The sequence below is a fragment of the Micromonospora sp. CA-259024 genome, from assembly GCF_050936255.1.
Taxonomy (GTDB): domain Bacteria; phylum Actinomycetota; class Actinomycetes; order Mycobacteriales; family Micromonosporaceae; genus Micromonospora.
On record NZ_JBNJND010000002.1, the window covers coordinates 513,377 to 531,746 of the forward strand.

The 18,370-nt window shown below is 71.2% G+C and carries 17 protein-coding genes; 8 read left to right on the forward strand and 9 right to left on the reverse strand.

Annotation, left to right across the window (positions count from 1 at the left end; all coding sequences use genetic code 11):
- The first annotated feature begins 155 nt into the window (after window positions 1-155).
- The 4 genes from ACQEUX_RS21680 to ACQEUX_RS21695 all read left to right on the forward strand — a co-directional run bounded on the left by ACQEUX_RS21680 (window position 156) and on the right by ACQEUX_RS21695 (window position 5,477).
- Window positions 156-1,418, forward strand: a complete 1,263-nt coding sequence (locus ACQEUX_RS21680) for a DivIVA domain-containing protein (RefSeq protein ID WP_433051283.1) — start codon at window positions 156-158, stop codon at window positions 1,416-1,418.
- 177 nt (window positions 1,419-1,595) lie between these two features.
- Entirely contained in the window at window positions 1,596-3,752 is a 2,157-nt protein-coding gene (locus tag ACQEUX_RS21685; RefSeq protein WP_433051286.1) for a hypothetical protein, read from the forward strand.
- 279 nt (window positions 3,753-4,031) lie between these two features.
- Window positions 4,032-4,163 carry a hypothetical protein gene (locus ACQEUX_RS21690; protein WP_433051289.1) on the forward strand — a complete coding sequence of 44 codons (132 nt, stop codon included), beginning with the start codon at window positions 4,032-4,034 and terminating at the stop codon, window positions 4,161-4,163.
- Window positions 4,164-4,286: 123 nt separating this feature from the next.
- Window positions 4,287-5,477: an AI-2E family transporter gene (locus tag ACQEUX_RS21695; RefSeq protein ID WP_433051292.1), complete on the forward strand. Its 1,191-nt coding sequence runs from the start codon at window positions 4,287-4,289 to the stop codon at window positions 5,475-5,477.
- Window positions 5,478-5,487: 10 nt separating this feature from the next.
- On the opposite strand, the gene ACQEUX_RS21700 is transcribed toward ACQEUX_RS21695, so the two are convergent.
- The 7 genes from ACQEUX_RS21700 to ACQEUX_RS21730 all read right to left on the reverse strand — a co-directional run bounded on the left by ACQEUX_RS21700 (window position 5,488) and on the right by ACQEUX_RS21730 (window position 11,954).
- Window positions 5,488-6,297: an alpha/beta hydrolase gene (locus ACQEUX_RS21700; protein ID WP_433051295.1), complete on the reverse strand. Its 810-nt coding sequence runs from the start codon at window positions 6,295-6,297 to the stop codon at window positions 5,488-5,490.
- Window positions 6,298-6,429: 132 nt separating this feature from the next.
- Window positions 6,430-6,753, reverse strand: coding sequence for a hypothetical protein (locus tag ACQEUX_RS21705; protein ID WP_244236068.1), 324 nt, complete (start codon window positions 6,751-6,753; stop codon window positions 6,430-6,432).
- A 16-nt stretch (window positions 6,754-6,769) separates the two neighbouring features.
- Window positions 6,770-7,909 (reverse strand): hypothetical protein, encoded by a 1,140-nt coding sequence (locus ACQEUX_RS21710; RefSeq protein WP_433051298.1) that lies wholly within the window; start codon window positions 7,907-7,909, stop codon window positions 6,770-6,772.
- The gene (locus ACQEUX_RS21715) at window positions 7,906-8,400 is read right to left on the reverse strand and encodes a SigE family RNA polymerase sigma factor (protein WP_433051301.1); all 495 of its coding nucleotides are present in this window, start codon (window positions 8,398-8,400) and stop codon (window positions 7,906-7,908) included. Before ACQEUX_RS21715 ends, ACQEUX_RS21710 begins: the two co-directional genes overlap by 4 nt.
- Before the next feature lie 41 nt (window positions 8,401-8,441).
- Window positions 8,442-10,232 (reverse strand): 3-hydroxyacyl-CoA dehydrogenase family protein, encoded by a 1,791-nt coding sequence (locus ACQEUX_RS21720; RefSeq protein WP_433051304.1) that lies wholly within the window; start codon window positions 10,230-10,232, stop codon window positions 8,442-8,444.
- A 135-nt stretch (window positions 10,233-10,367) separates the two neighbouring features.
- Entirely contained in the window at window positions 10,368-11,441 is a 1,074-nt protein-coding gene (locus tag ACQEUX_RS21725) for an alpha/beta fold hydrolase (RefSeq protein WP_433051307.1), read from the reverse strand.
- Between the two features lie 96 nt (window positions 11,442-11,537).
- Complete coding sequence (locus tag ACQEUX_RS21730) at window positions 11,538-11,954, reverse strand: FHA domain-containing protein (protein WP_433051310.1); 417 nt, start codon at window positions 11,952-11,954, stop codon at window positions 11,538-11,540.
- Window positions 11,955-12,209: 255 nt separating this feature from the next.
- Here ACQEUX_RS21730 and ACQEUX_RS21735 point away from each other — a divergent pair, with 255 nt between their 5' ends.
- Window positions 12,210-13,706 (forward strand): aldehyde dehydrogenase family protein, encoded by a 1,497-nt coding sequence (locus ACQEUX_RS21735; protein WP_433051313.1) that lies wholly within the window; start codon window positions 12,210-12,212, stop codon window positions 13,704-13,706.
- A gap of 80 nt (window positions 13,707-13,786) precedes the next feature.
- On the forward strand, window positions 13,787-14,446 hold the full coding sequence (locus tag ACQEUX_RS21740) for a class I SAM-dependent methyltransferase (RefSeq protein ID WP_433051316.1): 660 nt from the start codon (window positions 13,787-13,789) through the stop codon (window positions 14,444-14,446).
- 6 nt (window positions 14,447-14,452) lie between these two features.
- Here ACQEUX_RS21740 and nucS read toward each other — a convergent pair whose 3' ends face one another.
- Entirely contained in the window at window positions 14,453-15,112 is a 660-nt protein-coding gene (gene nucS / locus ACQEUX_RS21745; protein ID WP_433051319.1) for an endonuclease NucS, read from the reverse strand.
- Window positions 15,113-15,184: 72 nt separating this feature from the next.
- Here nucS and ACQEUX_RS21750 point away from each other — a divergent pair, with 72 nt between their 5' ends.
- Window positions 15,185-15,802 (forward strand): DUF4126 domain-containing protein, encoded by a 618-nt coding sequence (locus ACQEUX_RS21750; protein WP_433051322.1) that lies wholly within the window; start codon window positions 15,185-15,187, stop codon window positions 15,800-15,802.
- Between the two features lie 203 nt (window positions 15,803-16,005).
- Complete coding sequence (locus tag ACQEUX_RS21755) at window positions 16,006-16,302, forward strand: DUF1540 domain-containing protein (protein ID WP_196919484.1); 297 nt, start codon at window positions 16,006-16,008, stop codon at window positions 16,300-16,302.
- 16 nt (window positions 16,303-16,318) lie between these two features.
- On the opposite strand, the gene ACQEUX_RS21760 is transcribed toward ACQEUX_RS21755, so the two are convergent.
- The gene (locus tag ACQEUX_RS21760) at window positions 16,319-18,325 is read right to left on the reverse strand and encodes a protein meaA (RefSeq protein WP_433051325.1); all 2,007 of its coding nucleotides are present in this window, start codon (window positions 18,323-18,325) and stop codon (window positions 16,319-16,321) included.
- Window positions 18,326-18,370: the final 45 nt, after the last annotated feature.

Below are 18,370 nucleotides of genomic sequence, written 5' to 3' on the forward strand. Positions count from 1 at the left end.
CGCGTCACGCTGCGTGGCGTCCGACCCGCCCGGGACCTGCCAAGATCGCCGATTGGTCCGGCCCCGCCGATCGCGGGAGTTGACCATGTAAAGAGGGCACGAAAGCTTCGCACCGCTCTTGCGAAGCACCCTGGGGCGTCTGCCAGTATGTCCCAATGCCCCAGCAGCAGTCCTCCCCTCTCGCGTTCTTCGATAACGCGAACTCGCAGCCAGATTTCACCGTTGGCCTGCGCGGATACAACACTCACCAGGTCGATGACTTCCTCGGCCGGATGACCGCCGCGCTGACCCAGTCCGAGCAGGCCCGTGCCGAGGCCGAGCAGCGGATGAACGACGCCCAGCGTCGGCTCCGCCAAGCCGAGCAGCGCATGAACGCGCTGGAGCAGAAGCTCACCGACACGAACAAGCAACTCGAGGAGAACAGCCGGCCCACTCTCTCCGGGCTCGGCACCCGCGTCGAGCAGATCCTGCGGCTCGCCGAGGAGCAGGCCAACGACCACCGCAACGAGGCCAAGCGCGAGTCGGAGGGCATCCTCTCCGCCGCCCGCCTCGAGGCGCGCGAGATCACCGACAAGGCCCGCGCCGAGGCCGCGGCCATGAAGGCCAGCGCCGAGCGCGAGGCGGGCAACCTGCGCACGGCCGCCGAGCGCGAGGCCGCCGAGGTCCGGGTGCAGGCCCGCCGCGAGGCTGACACGCTGCGCGCGGACGCCGACCGCGAGACCAAGCAGCTGCGTACGGTCACCGCACACGAGGTGGCCGAGCTGAAGTCCACCGTCGAGCGGGAGGTGGCCACCCTCCGGGCCACCGCCGAGCGGGAGATCACCCAGCAGCGGGCGAAGGCCGCCCGCGAAGCTGAGGAGAAGCGCGCCGAGGCGACCAAGCTGCTGACCGACGCGCGGGACAAGCGCGACAAGGACCTCCAGGCTCTGGAGCTCCAGCTGGCCGAGCGGCGCGAGAAGGCCGAGCGCGAGGAGTCCGAGCGGCACGCCGCCCAGGTCGCGCAGACCCAGAAGATGGTCAGCGAGGCCGAGCAGCGTGCCCGGGCCGCGCAGGAGCGGGCCAAGGAGATCGAGCAGCGCGCCGAGGCCCGCCGGGTCGAGTCGGAGCGCAACGCCGCCGAGACGGTGGACAAGGCCAAGGCCCACTCGGAGAAGACGCTCAACGAGGCCAAGGCCGAGTCGCAGCGCCTGCTCACCGAGGCCCGCACCGAGGCGGAGCTGACCACGCAGGCCGCCCGCCGCGAGGTCGAGGACCTCACCCGGCAGAAGGACGCGGTCACCTCGCAGCTGGGTCAGATGCTCTCCGGGCTCGCCGGCATCGTTCCGGGCATGCCGGCATCGGCCGCTCCGGCAGCCAAGCCGGAGGCGAAGAAGACCGATGACGGTCAGGAGCGGGTAACCGCGGAGACTGCCGGCTGACGCGAGGCGTCAGGTCGGGGCATCGACGGCGCGAGGTGACACCGGGTAACCGGTGTGACCTCGCGCCGTATGCGTTTCCCATCCCCTGGCATCCCCCGCCGGAAACCGAGTGAAGTACCTCCCACAAGGCGCGTCCGTATCGCCCCAGCAGGGCCCGTTGCGTGTGAGGATGGGGGCATGTCGCACGGCGAGGAACTGTTCGCTCTCGGCGGGGACGTGACGACGGAGCCCAGCTTCGAGTCCGCTCTGCGGGGGTACGAGAAGAAACAGGTCGACCGGTATGTCGCGCGTGCCGAGCACGAGATCGCGACCCTCGCATCCGAACGGGAACAGGCGTACACACAGATCCACAAGCTCGCCGGCCAGGTCGAGGTTCTCCAGCGCGACCTGACCCAGGTGCGCAAGCAGATGAACGTCGTCGACCGCGCCTCGTTCCGGCACCTCGGCCCCCGGGTCGAGTCGATCCTCGCGCTCGCCGAGGAGCAGGCCGAGCAGATCGTGTCCGAGGCGAACGAGGAGATCAACGCCCGTCGTGCCGCGGCCGAGCACATCGTGGAAGAGGCCCGCGAGCAGGCCGCGCGAGCACTGAAGGATTTCGAGATCGCCCTCGCCGCGCGGCGCGCGGAGGAGGAGCGACACAGCACGGCCCGGCGGACCGAGGCGGACGCGATCCTGCGGTCGGCCAAGGACGAGTCGGCGCAGCTGCGCAAGGCGGCGCAGGACGCGCTGGCGAAGGCCCAGCAGGAGGCCACCCAGCTGCGGGACACCGCCAAGGAGATCCACACCCGGGCCCAGCAGGAGTCGACCAAGCTGCGCGAGACGGCCCGCGAGACGTTGGCCAACGCCCGGCAGGAGGCCAGCGACCTGCGCGAGGCCGCCAAGGAGGTGCACGCCAAGGCCCTGCAGGAGGCCAAGCGGCTCACCGACACCGCGACCGAGGCCGGCCGGGCCACCCATGCCAAGGCGCAGCAGGAGGCCAAGCAGATCATCGACGACGCGTCGATGGCCGGGCGGGCCACCCGGGGCAAGGCGCAACAGGAAGCGGAGCGGCTGACCACGCAGGCCGCCGAGTCGGCCAAGCGCAGCCGTGCCGAGACCGAGGCGTACGTGCAGCGGATGCGCACCGAGACCGAGGCGTACGTGCAGCACTCCCGGGCACAGACCCAGCAGGAGCTGGGCGCGTGGCGGGCCGGGGTGGAGCAGGAGGTCAACTCCCGTCGGGAGGCCGCCGACCGGGAGTTGGCGCAGCGGCGGGCCACGGCCGAGCAGGAGTTCGCCAAGCGCCGCGACGAGCTGGAGAAGCAGCACAAGGCCCGCCAGCAGGAGCTGGAGACCGGGTTCACCAGCCGTCAGCAGGAGCTGGAGACGGCTTTCACCACCCGCCGCGACGCGCTGGAAACCGGGTACTCCGGCCGCAAGAACGAGCTGGAGACCGAGTACGCCACGCGGAAGAACGAGCTGGAGACCGAGTACACCACTCGCAAGAACGAGATCGAGCAGGGCGCGGCCGGTGTCCGCCAGGCGGCCGAGCAGGACGCGGCGGCTCTGCGTCAACGGTCCGAGGCGGAGGCCGCCGAGCTGCTGAGCCGGGCCGAGGCCGAGGCAAGCGACAAGCGCCGCAAGGCCGACGAGCATGTCGCGGCCTCCCGCCGGCAGTTCGAGGAGTACGCGGCCACGACCCAGCAGCACCTGGCCACCACCCAGCAGCACCTGGCGGCCACCCAGCAGGAGTCGGCGGCGGGCCGGCAGCAGCTCGCCCAGGTGATGCTGGAGATCGCCCAGGCCCAGCAACAGCTCGCGGACCTGCGGCAGGAGACCTGGAAGTCCCGGCAGGAGTTCGATGAGCTCCAGCGGCAGATGGCCGAGCTGCGGTTGCAGAGCGTCGCCGGCCCGATCGACGGCCCGACCGCGCCGGCCGCCGCCGACGGCGTGCGCAGGAACGTGCCCGACGGTGGGGACGACGGCGCGACCGTGTCCGCTACGGCGAACGCCGGCACGGTGACCGCCGACGCCGGCACGGCGTCCGGATCGGGTCCGGGCACCGGGCTCAAGGCCGAGCCCGCCGACGCCAGGCAGCTGGCGAACGCGGGCGCGGAGGACACCGGCCGGTCCGCGCCGCGGCCGGTGGCCGAACCGGTGACCACCGTGGACGGTGGGACGGCCAGCGCCGGGGTGGACGGCGAGCCGACCGTGGCCGCCGTTCCGGGTGAGGGCGGCCGGGGCGCCAAACCGACCAAGATCACCAGCACCGGTGAGAACGGCAAGCGGCCCACCAAGCCGACCACCGACGAGCGCAGCGCCAAGCCCAGCAAGGTCACCATCGAGAAGGACTGACCGGTACGCCCACAGCCCCAGCGCCACCCCACCCGCGCCGCCCCCGACGCGCGACTCGGCCGCGGCCCGCGTTCCGGCAATCTTTGGACAGTTCCCGTTGCCAGCTAACGAGAACTGTCCAAGGTCTACGTGTGCCGCATCGCCGGCACCGCCTCAGGGCCAGGACGTACCGGTCGGGGTGCGGCGGGGTCAGGGGTAGATCGATGATCGGGCGGCGGAGCCAGCCCCCTCGGTCGCCAACCAGGAGCGGCCACACGTCAGCTCGCACATGGTTCCGGCATGGAGCACCAGGTTGACGGCCTCGTGGTCGATGGCGACGATGAGGTGGCTACGCTGCTGGCGCGTTGGGAGATGATCAGAAGGATTGGGCTCTCCCGCCGGCAGTCGATCGAGCTGATGAGAAAGTTGTGACGTCATGGACCTGACCGGCGCACACTCGCGCACGTCCACCCGCAGTGGCAATGGCGAGTGCGTCACATGGCGGGCGTTCGTCGCCGTCGCCCGCCGTCCGACGGCCTGAGCCGGGAGGTTCTGGTGCCGCAACACGACCCGTCGGCCGACGAGCCGGACGTGACCCCCGGCGCCCCACCGGCCGCTTCCCCACCCGCCGAGGTGCCGCCTCCGGTGCCGGTTCCCGCTCCGGGAGTCGACCCGGATGAGCCGCCGGCGGTCCCGTCCGGAAAGTTCGGCACGCCGGGGCGCCCGCTGCGCCGCAGCAGCTTCCTGATCGGCTTCACCGGCGCGTTGGGCGTGCTGCTGGCGTACACCCTCTATCTCGGGATTCGCAACGCCGGCGGCATCCTGGTGCTGGTGGTGATCGCGCTCTTCCTCGCGGTCGGCCTCAACCCGGCGGTGGTGCGCCTACGCCGCTGGGGCGTGCCGCACGGCCTGGCGGTCGCGGTGGTCGCGTTGACCGTGGTGCTGCTGCTCTGTGGCGGCGTGGTGGCGCTGGTCCCGCCGATCGTGACGCAGTCCGGTCAGTTCATCGACCAGATTCCGAGCTTGCTCGACGAATTACGCCGTAACCCGACGGTCAACGACCTGGTGGAGCGGTACGACGTGGTGGAGCGGGTGCAGGGCGCGGCCAACGCGGACACCATCGGCCGGGCGCTGGGCGGGGTGCTGGGCGGCGCCCAGCTGATCTTCGGCACGGTGTTCCGGACGCTGACCGTGCTGGTGCTGACCATCTACTTCCTGGCCTACTTCGACCGGCTGCGTTCCCTGGGCTTCTCGTTGGTGCCCCGGTCGCGGCGCGAGCGGGTGCAGCTGATCGGCGACGCGATCCTCACCAAGGTGGGCGCCTACATGGTCGGCGCGCTGAGCATCGCGGTGCTGGCCGGCGCGATCACCTTCGTGTTCGCGCTGATCGTCGGGCTGCCGTACCCGTTCGCGCTGGCCGTGGTGGTCGCGGTGACCGACCTGATCCCGCAGATCGGCGCCACGCTGGGCGCGGTGATCGTGACTCTGGTCGGCTTCGCCAGCGACCTGCCCACCGGCATCGCCTGCGCGGTCTTCTTCCTCATCTACCAGCAGGTGGAGAACTACCTGATCTACCCGAAGGTGATGCGGCGCTCGGTGGAGGTCAACGAGGTGGCCGCCCTGTTGGCCGCGCTGCTCGGGGTGGCGCTGTTGGGTGTGGTGGGCGCGCTGATCGCCATCCCCACGGTGGCCGCGCTGCAACTGATCCTGCGCGAGGTGGTGCTGCCCCGCCAGGAGACCCGCTGACCCGCGCGGCTCAGTCGGCTTTGCGGGCGGACGGGCCGGGAACGGGCGTGTCGGCGAACGAGGCCACCGTTCGATCGGCGTACGCGCTGACGTCGCCGGCCTCCATCGGGCCGTCCCAGGTCGTCGGCAGCGGCACCTCGACGGCGGGGTTGACCCGCCGGACGATCTCGTCGAGCACCGTCTCCGCGTCGCCCACCCAGAGGTGCTTGGCGCTCGGCACCCCGATCACCTCGGCCTGCGGCACCGCGGCGAACCGCTCCCGCGCCTCGGCCGGGCGCAGGTAGTCGTCGAACTCCGGCACCAGCGCCACCAGCGGCCGACCGGAGGCGGCCCAGGTGGCCAGGTCCTCCGGGGCCGAGAAGCGCAGCGGCGGGGAGAGCAGGATCGCCCCGGCGATGGCCGGGTCGCAGCCGTACTTCAGAGCCAGGTCGGTGCCGAACGACCAGCCGACGAGCCAGATGTTGGGCAGCTCGGCGAACTCCGCGTACTCGATGGCGGCAGCCACGTCGTACCGCTCCCCCACCGCACCGTCGAACGCACCCTCGCTGGTGCCGCGCAGACTGCTGGTGCCCCGGGTGTTGAACCGCAGCACGGCCAGGTCGGCCAGCGCGGGCAGCCGCCAGGCCGCCTTGCGGAACACGTGGCTGTCCATCATTCCGCCATGGGTGGGCAGCGGGTGCAGGCAGACCAGGGTGGCCACCGGCGGCCGGTCGGCCGGCAGTGCCAGCTCGCCGACCAACCGCAGACCGTCGGCGGTGTGCAGCTCGATGTCCTCCCGGCGGCCGGGCAGGATCGACGACGCGCGGATCGCTGTGCTCACCGCCCAAGTCTGTCGCGAACTCACCGCCGCCGCCCGCCCAGGCACGAACAGGGTGATCCAGGTCGCTAAGCCGTGGCGCGAAGCGCCCCGGCCGGGTCGCTAGCCGTGGCGCGAGGCGCACCGGACGGTCGCTCAGTAGCGCGGGGTGCCCCGGCCGCGCTGCACCGCCGGACCACGCCGGTCCCGGGCGCGCCAGCAGCCGCTGTGCCAGTGCCGCCGGTCGGTCAGATCACCCAGGCCATCCGCCGGCCAGGCCACCAGGTGCGCCACCCCGGGTCGGATCTCCTGGTCACAGCCGGGGCAACGGTACGTCTTGACCGACGCGCCCGCGCCGATCCCGCGGACCTGCCAGGCACCGTCGGTCCACTGCTGCACCGAGGCGACACCCTGGCGGACCCGATCGGCGTCCAGGTTGGCGTTCTCGTCCCGGCGAGGGCGGTTGCGACGGGGGCTCACCTAGCCAAGGTTACGGTCACTCCCAGGTCGCCGGCTCGCCAAGGTCGTCGGCTACCCGGAGCCCTCCGATCACGGTGCTGACCTCCGCGTCCGTGGGAGACCGCTCCCAGCGGTTCTCGTGCCCCATGGACAGCAGGGTGTTCGGGATGCCGAGCACATGCCAGAAGTCGCCCATGTCGAACACCGGCCTGCCGGCGATCGTGCGGTTGGCCTTGTCCCGGTTGGGGTTGGATGGCCGGGGTGAGTAGTAGAGCCGCACCGGCAGGGTGGCCGCGCCGTTGAGTGCGACAGTCAACGCCGCTTCGGTGCGGTCCAAAGCGGGAACGGCCATCTGCGTCGGCGTCATGGTGCCCGTCACATTCACCGTGCGGGGCCAGAACAGCTGCCGCACCGCCACCTCACACGCTCTGATCCGGGCACCCGGGGGCAGGGCGGTCAACTGGACCGGCGCGACACAGCGGCGGGCTTCGTCGAACCGCAGCGCCGCCGCTGCCCGGCGGACCTCGGCGTTGGTCTCCCCGAGAGCCGCGACCCGGACGTACAGGCCCGGGACGGGCTGCCAGCGCAGCACCCAACCCTTCGTGACCCTGTCGAGCTGACGGATCATCCCGTTGTACCTCGGTAGGCCGGGCGGGGCGACGTCCTTGTCGCTGGTGGCGGCGCTTGCCTGGTCGGGGCCGATGTCATGAAGCTGGCTCGGGTCACCGGTCTCGGCCGCCCGTGGGTCAACGGCGACAACCGCCATCGCCTGCACGCCGCCACCCAGGTCCATCCGCATGCTCTCGACGCCGGCCGCGGAGCGCCAGGCGACCGGCTTCGCGACCGTCGGGTCGACTCCGAAATGCAGCAGCCCCGGGTCGGTGCCGACCAGGTCGGGGCGTGCCGATGCGCCCGGAACTTCCGGTGCCCGGGGTGGTGTGACCACGACCGGGCTGGGGGTGACGGCCGGCTGCGGCGGCGCGGCCGACGGCGTACGAAGGGCCACCCCGGCCCCGAGCACCACCGTGATGCCGAGCGCTGTCCCGATGACGGCACGTCGCCGCCGCCGACGGGCCCGTCCCCCGTTCACCGCCGCCGTCAGAAGCTGGTCAGTGTCCACGGGCCCGTCGGCCTGCTCCCGGAGTGCCCGTACGATCCGCTCGTCGAGGTCGGTCACGGCCGGCTCCCGTTCGTCGTGGGGACGCCGTGGCGCTCCCGCAGCTGGCTGAGCGCCCGCATCGCATGGGTGCGGACGGTGACCGGCGAACAGCCGAGGATCCGGGCGATGGTCGGGTCGTCGAGGTCCTCGTAGTAGCGCAGCACGAGCACCGCCCGCTGCCGGTCGGGCAGGCCGAGGATCAGCCGCCACATCTCGTCCCGGTCGGCCGCATCGCCGCCCAGGTCCCCGCGCCCCGGCCGGTCGGCGAACTCCGCCGTGGCCAACTCGCGACTGGATCGGCGGCGCCACCAGGAGGTGTTGGCGTTGATCATCATCCGGCGCACGTAGACGTCCGGGTGATCGGCACGGGCGATCTTCCGCCAGTGCACGTACGCGCGCGCCAGCACGTCCTGGGTGAGGTCCTCGGCCCGGTGCTCGTCACCGGTCAGCAGCCGGGCCAGCCGGACGAGCGCCGGTCCGCGGCTGCTGACGTACTCCTCGAAGGTCACACCACTCAGACGCCGTCACCGGCGCAGGCTGTTGACACCGGTCAGCGGTGCGAGTGGTCGCGGAAGCCCCGGCGGGTCTTGCGGCCCAGGTAGCCGGCGGTGACCAGGTGCTCCAGCAGCGGCGCGGGCGCGAAGCCGGGCTCGCGCAGTTCCAGGTACAGCTCGCGCTGAATCGCCAGCGAGACGTCCAGCCCGACCACATCGAGCAGCTCGAACGGACCCATCGGGTAGCCGCAGCCGAGCTTCATGGCGTGGTCGATGTCGTCGGCCGTGGAGTAGCTGGCCTCCAGCATCTTCACCGCGTCGTTGAGGTACGGGAAGAGCAGCGCGTTGACGATGAACCCGGACCGGTCGCCGCAGACCACGCCGGTCTTGCCGAGCGCGGCGCAGACCGCGCGGGCGGTGGCGGTGGTCTCCGGGGAGGTGCGGATGGTGCGGACCACCTCGACCAGCGGCATGACCGGCGCCGGGTTGAAGAAGTGCAGCCCCACCACGTCAGCCGGCCGCTGGGTGGCCATCGCCACGTCGATCACCGGCAGTGAGGAGGTCGTGGTGGCCAGCACCACGCCCGGCTTGCAGATCTCGTCGAGGCTCGCGAAGAGCGCCTTCTTCACGCTCAACTCCTCGACCACCGCCTCGACCACCAGGTCGACGTCGGCGAGGTGGTCGAGCGTGGCCGACCAGCTGATCCGGCCGAGCGCGGCATCCCGGTCGGCCTCGGCGAGCTTGCCGCGCACCACGCCCTTGTTCAGCGAGGTCTTCACCGCTTCGCAGACCATCGCGGACTTCTCCGCGCCCCGGGTCACCGAGACGACCTCGTAGCCGGCCTTCGCGAAGACCTCGATGATCCCGGTGGCCATCGTCCCGGAACCCACAATGCCGACCTTGGTGATGGCCCGCGCGCCGTCGGCGAGCGCGGCGTCCGTGGCCGGCGGCGTCAGCTCGTCCGGTACGACGACCGGGGAGCCGGGCCGCTCGTAGGTGTAGAAGCCCCGACCGGACTTCCGGCCGAGCAGCCCCGCGGTCACCATCTGCTTGAGCAGCGGCACCGGGGCGTGCCGGCGGTCCCGCCCGCCGCGCCGGTACATGGTGTCCAGAATCTCGTACGCGGTGTCCAGGCCGATCAGATCCATCAGCGCCAGCGGGCCCATCGGCAGGCCGCAGCCGAGCTTCATCGCGGCGTCGATGTCCTCCCGGGTCGCGTAGTGCGACTCGAACATGGCGACCGCGTGGTTGAGGTAGCCGAAGAGCAGCGCGTTGGCGATGAACCCGGCCCGGTCGTTGATGGTGACGTCGACCTTGCCGAGACGGGCGCAGAGCGCCTCCACGTCGGCGACCACCTCGGGCGAGGTGACGACCGTGCGGACCACCTCGACCAGCTTCATCACCGGCGCCGGGTTGAAGAAGTGAATGCCGATCACCTGGTTGGGCCGGGTGGTGGCCACCGAGATCTCGGTGACGCTCAGCGACGAGGTGTTGGTGGCGAGGATGGTCTCCGGCCGGCAGACCCGATCCAACTCCGCGAAGATCCGCTGCTTGAGGTCCAGGTGTTCGGGCACCGCCTCGATGACCAGGTCGACGGAGTGCAGCGCGTCCAGCCCGACCGCGAAGTGCACCCGCTCGTGCAGGGCGTCACGGTCCGCCGCGGCGAGCTTGCCCTTGGCGACCGCGCGGTCCGTGGAGCCGGTCAGGGTGACCCGGCCGCGCTCCAGCGCCGGCTCGGAGATCTCGACCGCCACCACGTCGATGCCGTTGCGGGCGAAGACCTCGACGATGCCGGCACCCATGGTGCCCAGCCCCACCACGCCCACGGTGCTGAACTCGCGTGCCACGACCGGCCTCCCCAGACACTCCGCACGGCCACTGAACGGCCGCTAAGGTTATGCGCGCGAGTCTGCCACGTGACGCTTGGTTGTCGAGACGCCGTGGCATATTTCACCCACCACTGCGCGGGGTGCTCCGAGCACTCAGACGGCGGACACGGTGGCCAGGGCCAGCAGTTCGGCGACGAACTCCGCCGGACGCTCCAGGTGCGGGCTGTGACCGCAGCCGGGCAGTACCACCTCGTGGTACGCGCCGCCGGCCGCCGCGTACCGCTCCAGCACCGCCCGGGTCTGGCCGATCATCGGCTGCGGCGGGCAGGCCTCCTCGCCGGGCCAGCCGGGCACGAGACCCAGCGAACCCAGGTACGCCAGGTCGAACAGCGAGGTGTCCGAGACGATGACGTCGGCGTCGCCGCGTACCCAGGTGACCGGGGGCTTCTCGGCGACGGCCACCAGCTCGTCGGCGAGCCGGAAGAAGGTCGGCGCGAGCGCGTTGAGCACCCCGCGTCCACCCGGCGCGATGCCCGGCCAGTTCTCCGAGGGCACCGCCGTGCCCGGGTAGTTGTCGTCCCCGGTGGCGGTGGAGAGAACAGTGTCCAGCAGCAGGTCATCGTCCATGCCCAGCGAGGCGGGATCGGCCACATAGGTGGCTCGCAGCACGGCGCGTGGGCTGGTCGGGGCGTCCTCGCTCCGGTCGCCGGCCGCGAGGCGGGCGACGAAGTCCGGGTTCGCCGTGCCGGCACCGGTTCCGGCGAAGTCGGGGGTGGTCGGCGTGCCGGCCAGGTCGCGGGTGCCACCGAAGCCGTACGGGGAGACCGGTGCCGCGAGCAGCAACGCGCCCACCCGGTGCGGGTTTTCGACCAGCAGTCGCATCGCCACTCCGCCACCGAGGGAGTGCCCGACGACCACCGGGCGGGCGCCGCCGGCGCCGAAGAGCGTCGGGTCGTCCAGCAGGGCGGCCACGTCGTCGGAGAAGTCCCGCAGACCCCGGGTGGCGTCCACCGGGGCGGTCTCGGAGTCGCCGTACCCCCGCAGGTCGGGTGCGACCACGCGCAGCGTCGGCGGCAGCCGGCGAACCAGCGGCTCCCAGAACAGCGCGGACGAGCAGTTGCCGTGGATCAGCAGCACGGGCGTGCCGTCCGGCGGGCCGGCGACCCGTACCGCCTGGGTAATGCCGTTGGCCGTGACGGTCCGCTGCTCGGTCTCCATCCGCGGCATGCTGCCACGCCCACCCGTGCCGGTCCAGGTGCCGGAGCGCCACCCGGCGACGCCGCCCGGTGTGGCCGGCCGCCAGGAGATCCGGCGGCCCGGTGGTCAGCGACGCGCGCTGGGCGGCGTGGCCAACGGCAACGGCAGTGTCGGTCGGACGTCACGCCGGGACGGGCCGAAGCTGAGCCCCACCGGATCGGTGTGCGCCACCCCGGGGTCGAACAGGCGCAGCTCGGTGCGGCCGAGCCGGATCACGTCGCCGTCGGAGAGCAACTCCACCTCGGTGATCCGGCGGTCGTTGAGCCAGGTGCCGTTGGTGGAGCCCAGATCCCGCAGTGACGGGCCTTCGGGGGCCAGCCACACCTCCGCGTGGCGACGGCTCAGGTGCGGGTCGTTGACGACCACGTGGAGGGTCGGCGCTCGACCGATCACCTGTGGTTCGGCCCGCAGTCGAAAGCTCGCCCCGCGCATCGGGCCACCCGCGACCGTCAACAGCGGCATCAGTTCCGGATGTTCCTCCATGGACAGTCAGCCCTCCACCCCGCACCGTCACTCCGCGCGTCAGCCTGCCATCAGACGGTAGTCGTCAGTACCGACCGGCCGGTCAGCTCCTCGTCACCTCCCGGCCACCTGCCGTTCGACGATTCGGGCGGGCCGCATCGGACATCAGCACCGTGACCTGCACTGATCAACGATCGGCCTGGCCGGCGCGACTCCGGTCCCGTCACCGGAAATCGGGAACTACCGGTGAGTAATCTTCGGGTCTAGACTTCCGCCATGACGGCTGTGCATGTCCCGGGCACCCCCGTGATCGAGTCGGGCCTGCTGGTGTCGACCAGCCCGGCGACCGGCGCCGAGGCCGGTCGCCTCCCGGTCGCCACCGACGCCGACGTGCGGCAGGCCGTCGACCGCGCCCGCGCCGCCAGCGAGTGGTGGGCCGGGCTCGGCTTCACCGGCCGCCGCGAACGGATGCTGCGGTGGCGCGCTCTGCTCGCCAAGCGGATCGAGCAGTTGGCCGAGTTGGTGCACGTCGAGGGCGGCAAGCCGGTCGCCGACGCCATCGTCGAGATCGTCACCGCGATCGAGCACATCGACTGGGCCGCCCGCAACGCCGGCCGCGTGCTCGGCCCCCGCCGGGTGCGGTCCCGGCTCATCCTCGCCGAGTTCTCCGGACACCTCGAATACCAGCCGTACGGCGTGGTCGGCGTGATCGGGCCGTGGAACTATCCTGTCTTCACGCCGGTCGGCTCGGTCGCGTACGCGCTGGCCGCCGGCAACGGTGTGGTGCTCAAGCCGAGCGAGTACACGCCCGCCGTCGGCCAGTGGCTGGTGGACAGCTTCGTCGAGGTGGTGCCCGAGCAGCCGGTGTTCACCGCCGTGCACGGGCTCGGCGACGTGGGTGCCGCGCTGTGCCGCTCCGGGGTCGACAAGCTGGCCTTCACCGGCTCCACCGCGACCGCCCGGAAGGTGATGGCCGCCTGCGCCGAGACGCTGACCCCGGTGCTGATCGAGGGCGGCGGCAAGGACGCCATGATCGTCGACAGCGACGCCGACCTGGACGCCGCCGCCGAGGCGTGCGTCTGGGGCGGAATGACCAACGCGGGCCAGACCTGCATCGGCATCGAGCGGGTGTACGCGGTCGACTCGGTCTTCGACGCCTTCGTCGACAAGGTGGTGGCCCGCGCCGGTCAGCTGACCGTCGGAGCGGAGGGCACCGACATCGGCCCGATCACCATGCCCGGCCAGCTCGACGTGATCCGCCGGCACATCGACGCCGCGATCACCTCCGGCGGGCGTGCCGTGCTCGGCGGCCCGAGCGCGGTGCAGCCGCCGTACGTCCACCCGACCGTGCTCGTGGACGTCCCGGAGGAGTCCGCAGCCGTCCGCGAGGAGACCTTCGGCCCCACGCTGACCATCAGCCGGGTCCGCGACGCCGACGAGGCCGTCACCCGTGCCAACGCCCTGCCGTACGGCCTGGGCGGTTCGGTCTTCGGCCGACGACGCGCGGTGGCCATTGCCCGGCGGCTGCGCTCCGGGATGGCCTCAATCAACTCGACCCTGACCTTCGCCGGCATGTCCACCCTGCCGTTCGGCGGGGTCGGCGACTCCGGCTTCGGGCGGATCCACGGGGAGGACGGGCTGCGGGAGTTCGGCCGGGCCAAGGCGATCACCCGGCGTCGGGCCCGGTCACTGTTGCCGTCGATGACCTTCGAACGGACCCCGACCGACATGGCGCGGCTCGTCAAGGCCATCAAGATGTTGTACGGAAGGTGAATGTCGGATAACCGATCTCCGCAGAAGATTGGCGTATCCGCATGTTTGTACTCCGTGGCCACGGCAGTACATTGCGTTAAATGGGCCCTCATCGATTGCGCTACCGCCTTGTCGACAGTGACCAGTCGTGGAGCGCCCGGCGGCGGCAACATCGCTCGGACTGGCTGGCACGCACCTTCCCCGACATCGGTGACATGCACGTGGTCGATCTCGGCGGCCGGCTCGGCACCTGGCACCGCGCCACCGTCCGGCCGGCCCGGGTGACCGTCGTCAACCTGGAGCAGCCGCCGGGTGTCGTACCGGAATGGGCCCACGTCGAGCGTGCCGACGCCTGCGACCTTCCGCCGCACGTCGCCAACGGTGACTACGACATGGTCTTCTCGAACTCCGTGCTGGAGCATGTGGGTGGGCACGAACGCCGGCTGCGCTTCGCCGCCGCCGCCCGCTCACTGGCCGACCGGCACTGGGTGCAGACGCCCTACCGCTACTTCCCCATCGAGCCACACTGGATCGCGCCCGGCATGCAGTTCCTGCCGGTGCGACTGCGTACCGCGCTCGCCCGGCGCTGGCCGTTGGGGCACAAGCCAACTCGCAGCCATGACGCCGCCATCCACCAGGTGCTCTGGACCGAGTTGCTGGACCGCTCACAGATGCGCCACTACTTCCCCGACTCGACCATGCTGGTCGAGCGGGTGTTCGGCCTGCCCAAGTCGCTGATCGCGGTGCGTACCGGAAGGTGAGCCGGGTCAGAAGAGGGTCAGCTCGTCCTTCTCGATGCCCCGCAGCTTGTCGTAGTCCACGACCACACACCGGATGCCCCGGTCGGTGGCGAGCACCCGGGCCTGTGGCTTGATCTCCTGAGCGACGAAGACACCGGCGACCGGGCTGAGTAGCGGGTCACGGTTCATCAACTCGAGGTAGCGGGTCAACTGCTCCACCCCGTCGATGTCGCCACGCCGCTTGACCTCGACGGCGACCGCACCCGCGTTGGCGTCCCGACAGAGCAGGTCGACGGGCCCGATCGCCGTCATGTATTCGCGGCGGACCAGCGTGAACCCCTCACCCAGGGCGCCCGGGTTAGCGGCCAACAACTCCTGCAGGTGCGCCTCCACCCCGTCCTTGCGCAGGCCCGGATCCACACCCAGCTCGTACGAGGTGTCCTGGAAGATCTCCTCCAGGGTGATTCGCAACTCCTCGCCAGCCTTGTTGACCACCCGCCACACACCGGGGGCCTCCTCCAGCCGACACGGGGGGCTCATCCAGTTCAACGGCTTGTACGCCCGGTCGTCGGCGTGGATCGACACCGACCCGTCCGCCTTCACCATGAGCAACCGGGTGGCCAGCGGCAGGTGAGCCGAGAGCCGTCCGACGTAGTCCACCGAGCACTTCGCAATGACCAACCGCACCCGACGAGGGTAGCCGAGCACCCGCCGGACACCACCGAGCGGCACTGGCGCGTCGATGCGATGCTGTGAAACGTGTTCGAAGTCCTCACCGGCACCGGTCTCGCCGCCTCGGCGGGGCTGAACGCCTACATACCCCTGCTCACCCTCGGTCTACTCGCCCGCTACACCGACCTGATCGACCTCCCCAGTGGTTGGACCTGGCTCGGCAACGGCTGGGTGGTCGTCATCCTGGCCGCGCTGCTCGCCGTGGAGATGGTGGCGGACAAGGTGCCCGTGGTCGACCACATCAACGACGTCGTGCAGACCGTGGTCCGACCCACCGCCGGCGGCCTGGCCTTCGGCGCCGGGTCCTCGTCGGAGACGGTGACGGTCAGTGACCCGGGGAGCTTCTTCTCGTCACACCAGTGGGTGCCGGTCGTCACCGGCGTACTGCTGGCATTGGGCGTACACCTGCTCAAGTCCGCGGCACGCCCCGTCGTCAACGCGACCACCGCCGGGTTCGGCGCCCCGGTGGCCAGCACCGCCGAGGACGCCACCAGCGTGGTGGTCTCCCTGGTGGCGATCATCCTGCCGGCTCTGGTGCTGGTGTTCCTGCTCGGACTGGTGGTGTTCGTCTACTGGTTCCTTCGCCGACGCTCCGAACGCCGTCGGGAACGCGAAGCGGCACGCGCCGCCGGCTTCCGCGTCTGACGCCAGTGGGCCGGCGGCGCGGGCAGCCGTCGACCTTGGTCGACTCGGGTTCCTGGAAACCGGGCCATCCGGGGCATCGGGACAGCCCGGGATCAATGAAGGCGAGTCGATCTCGCCGAGAGGCAGATCGAAGGCTCGCCGTACCGGGGTTCCGGGGGCCGGCAAATGCCTAGTATCGGGGCAAGAGCCTAGAGGAGGTCGGCATGACCGCAGCGTTGGAGATGCCCCGAGTCCAGGAATGTGTGGTCGCCGCGTGCGCGTACAACCAGTCGGGTGACTGCCACGCCTTCGCGATCACGATCGGCAGCATGGATCACGCGCACTGCCACACCTTCGTCGAGTCGCCCGTCCGGGGCGGCGTGGAGAGCCTGATCGCGCAGGTGGGCGCCTGCCAGCGCTCCGACTGCCGGCACAACGAGCAGCTGGAGTGCCACGCCGCATCGATCAGGGTCGGCCCGGACAACGACATGGCCGACTGCATGACCTACGCCGGCCGCTGACCTCCGTCCCAGCCGTTCAGGGCAGGTCGTTGGCGCGACGGATAACGGTCACCAGGTCGTCGATGATGCCGGTGAGGGCGAAGTCCTTCGGGGTGAAGACGCGGGCGACCCCGGCCGCCCGGAGGGTGTCCGCGTCACTGGCCGGGATGATGCCGCCGACGACCACCGGTAGGTCTGCCCGGCCTGCGGCGCGCAGCCCGTCGAGCACCGCGGGCACGGCAGCCAGGTGCGACCCGGAGAGCACGGAGAGACCGACCAGGTCGACGTCCTCCTCGACGGCTGCGGCGACGATCTGCCCCGCGGTCAGCCGGATGCCCTGGTAGACGACCTCGAATCCGGCGTCGCGGGCGCGTACGGCGATCTGCTCCGCGCCGTTGGAGTGCCCGTCCAGGCCCGGCTTGCCAACCAGCAGCCGCAGCCGGCCGCTGCCCAACTCACGGGCTGTGGCGATGACCCGCTCGCGGACGGCCGCGAGGCCCGGGTCACCGCCGCTGCCGGTGCCGCCAGCCAGGCCGGTCGGTGCCCGGTACTCGCCGAAGACCTGGCGCAGCGCGCCGGCCCACTCGCCGGTGGTGACACCAACTCGGACACACTCCAGGGTGGCCGGCATCAGGTTGGTGGTGGTCGCGGCGTCCGCGCGGAGCCGGGAGAGGGCCGCGTCGACGGCGGCCGCATCCCGCTCAGCCCGCCACCGGCGTACGCCGTCAGCGGCGGCCGCCTCGACCGACGGGTCGACCTGCTCGACGGCTTCCGCACCGGCGGCGGTCAGTGGGGAGGGTTCGGTCTCGGCGTACCGGTTGACCCCGACCACCACGTCGGCGCCGGACTCCATCCGGCGGCGGCGCTCCGACAACGAGGCGACCAGTGCGCTCTTGAGATAGCCGGTCTCCACGGCGGCGACCACGCCGCCCAGCTCCAGCACCTTGTCCAGCTCGACCCGTGCCCCGCTGACGATCTCGTCGACCAGCGCGGTCATCACGTGTGAACCGGCGAAGAGGTCGGGATATTCGAGCAGGTCCGACTCGTACGCCAGGACCTGCTGCATTCGCAGCGACCACTGTTGGTCCCAGGGTCGGGGCAGGCCGAGCGCCTCGTTCCAGGCGGGCAGCTGCACCGCGCGGGCCCGGGCATCACGGGACATGGTCACGCCGAGCATCTCCAGCACGATGCGCTGGATGTTGTTCTCCGGCTGTGCCTCGGTGAGGCCGAGCGAGTTGACCTGAACGCCGTAGCGGAACCGACGTTGCTTGGCCTCGGTGACCCCGTACCGGTCCCGGGTGATCTCGTCCCAGAGCGCGCCGAACGCGCGCATCTTGGCGATCTCCTCGACGAAGCGCACCCCGGCGTTGACGAAGAACGAGATCCGCTGCACCACGTCGCCCATCCGCTCGGCTGGCACCTGGCCGGAGTCGCGGACCGCGTCGAGCACGGCGACCGCGGTGGCCAGCGCGAAGCCGACCTCCTGTACGGGCGTGGCACCGGCTTCCTGGAGGTGGTACGAGCAGATGTTGACCGGGTTCCACCGTGGCATCTCGCGCAGCGTGTACGCCACGACGTCGGCGGTGAGCCGCAGCGACGCCGCCGGCGGGAAGATGTACGTACCCCGGGACAGGTACTCCTTGATGATGTCGTTCTGGGTGGTGCCGGCACAGCGGGCCAGCTCGGCACCCTGCTCCAACCCCACCGTGCCGTAGAGAGCGAGCAGCCACATCGCCGGGGCGTTGATGGTCATCGAGGTGTTCGTCTGGGCGAGCGGGAGACCGTCGAAGAGCGCCCGCATGTCGCCGAGGTGGGCCACCGGCACGCCGACCCGGCCGACCTCACCGGCGGCCAGCTCGTGGTCCGGGTCGTACCCGGTCTGGGTGGGCAGGTCGAAGGCGACCGAGAGGCCGGTCTGCCCCTTCGCCAGGTTCCGGCGGAAGAGGGCGTTGGTCGCGGCGGCCGACGAGTGCCCGGCGTAGGTGCGCATCACCCACGGGCGGTCCCGCTCGGGCAGCCGCCCCGAAGATGCCATCTCATCCATGGCCGGAGTTTAAGTTACCGTTCAGTAAAACGGGCTGTGGAAAAC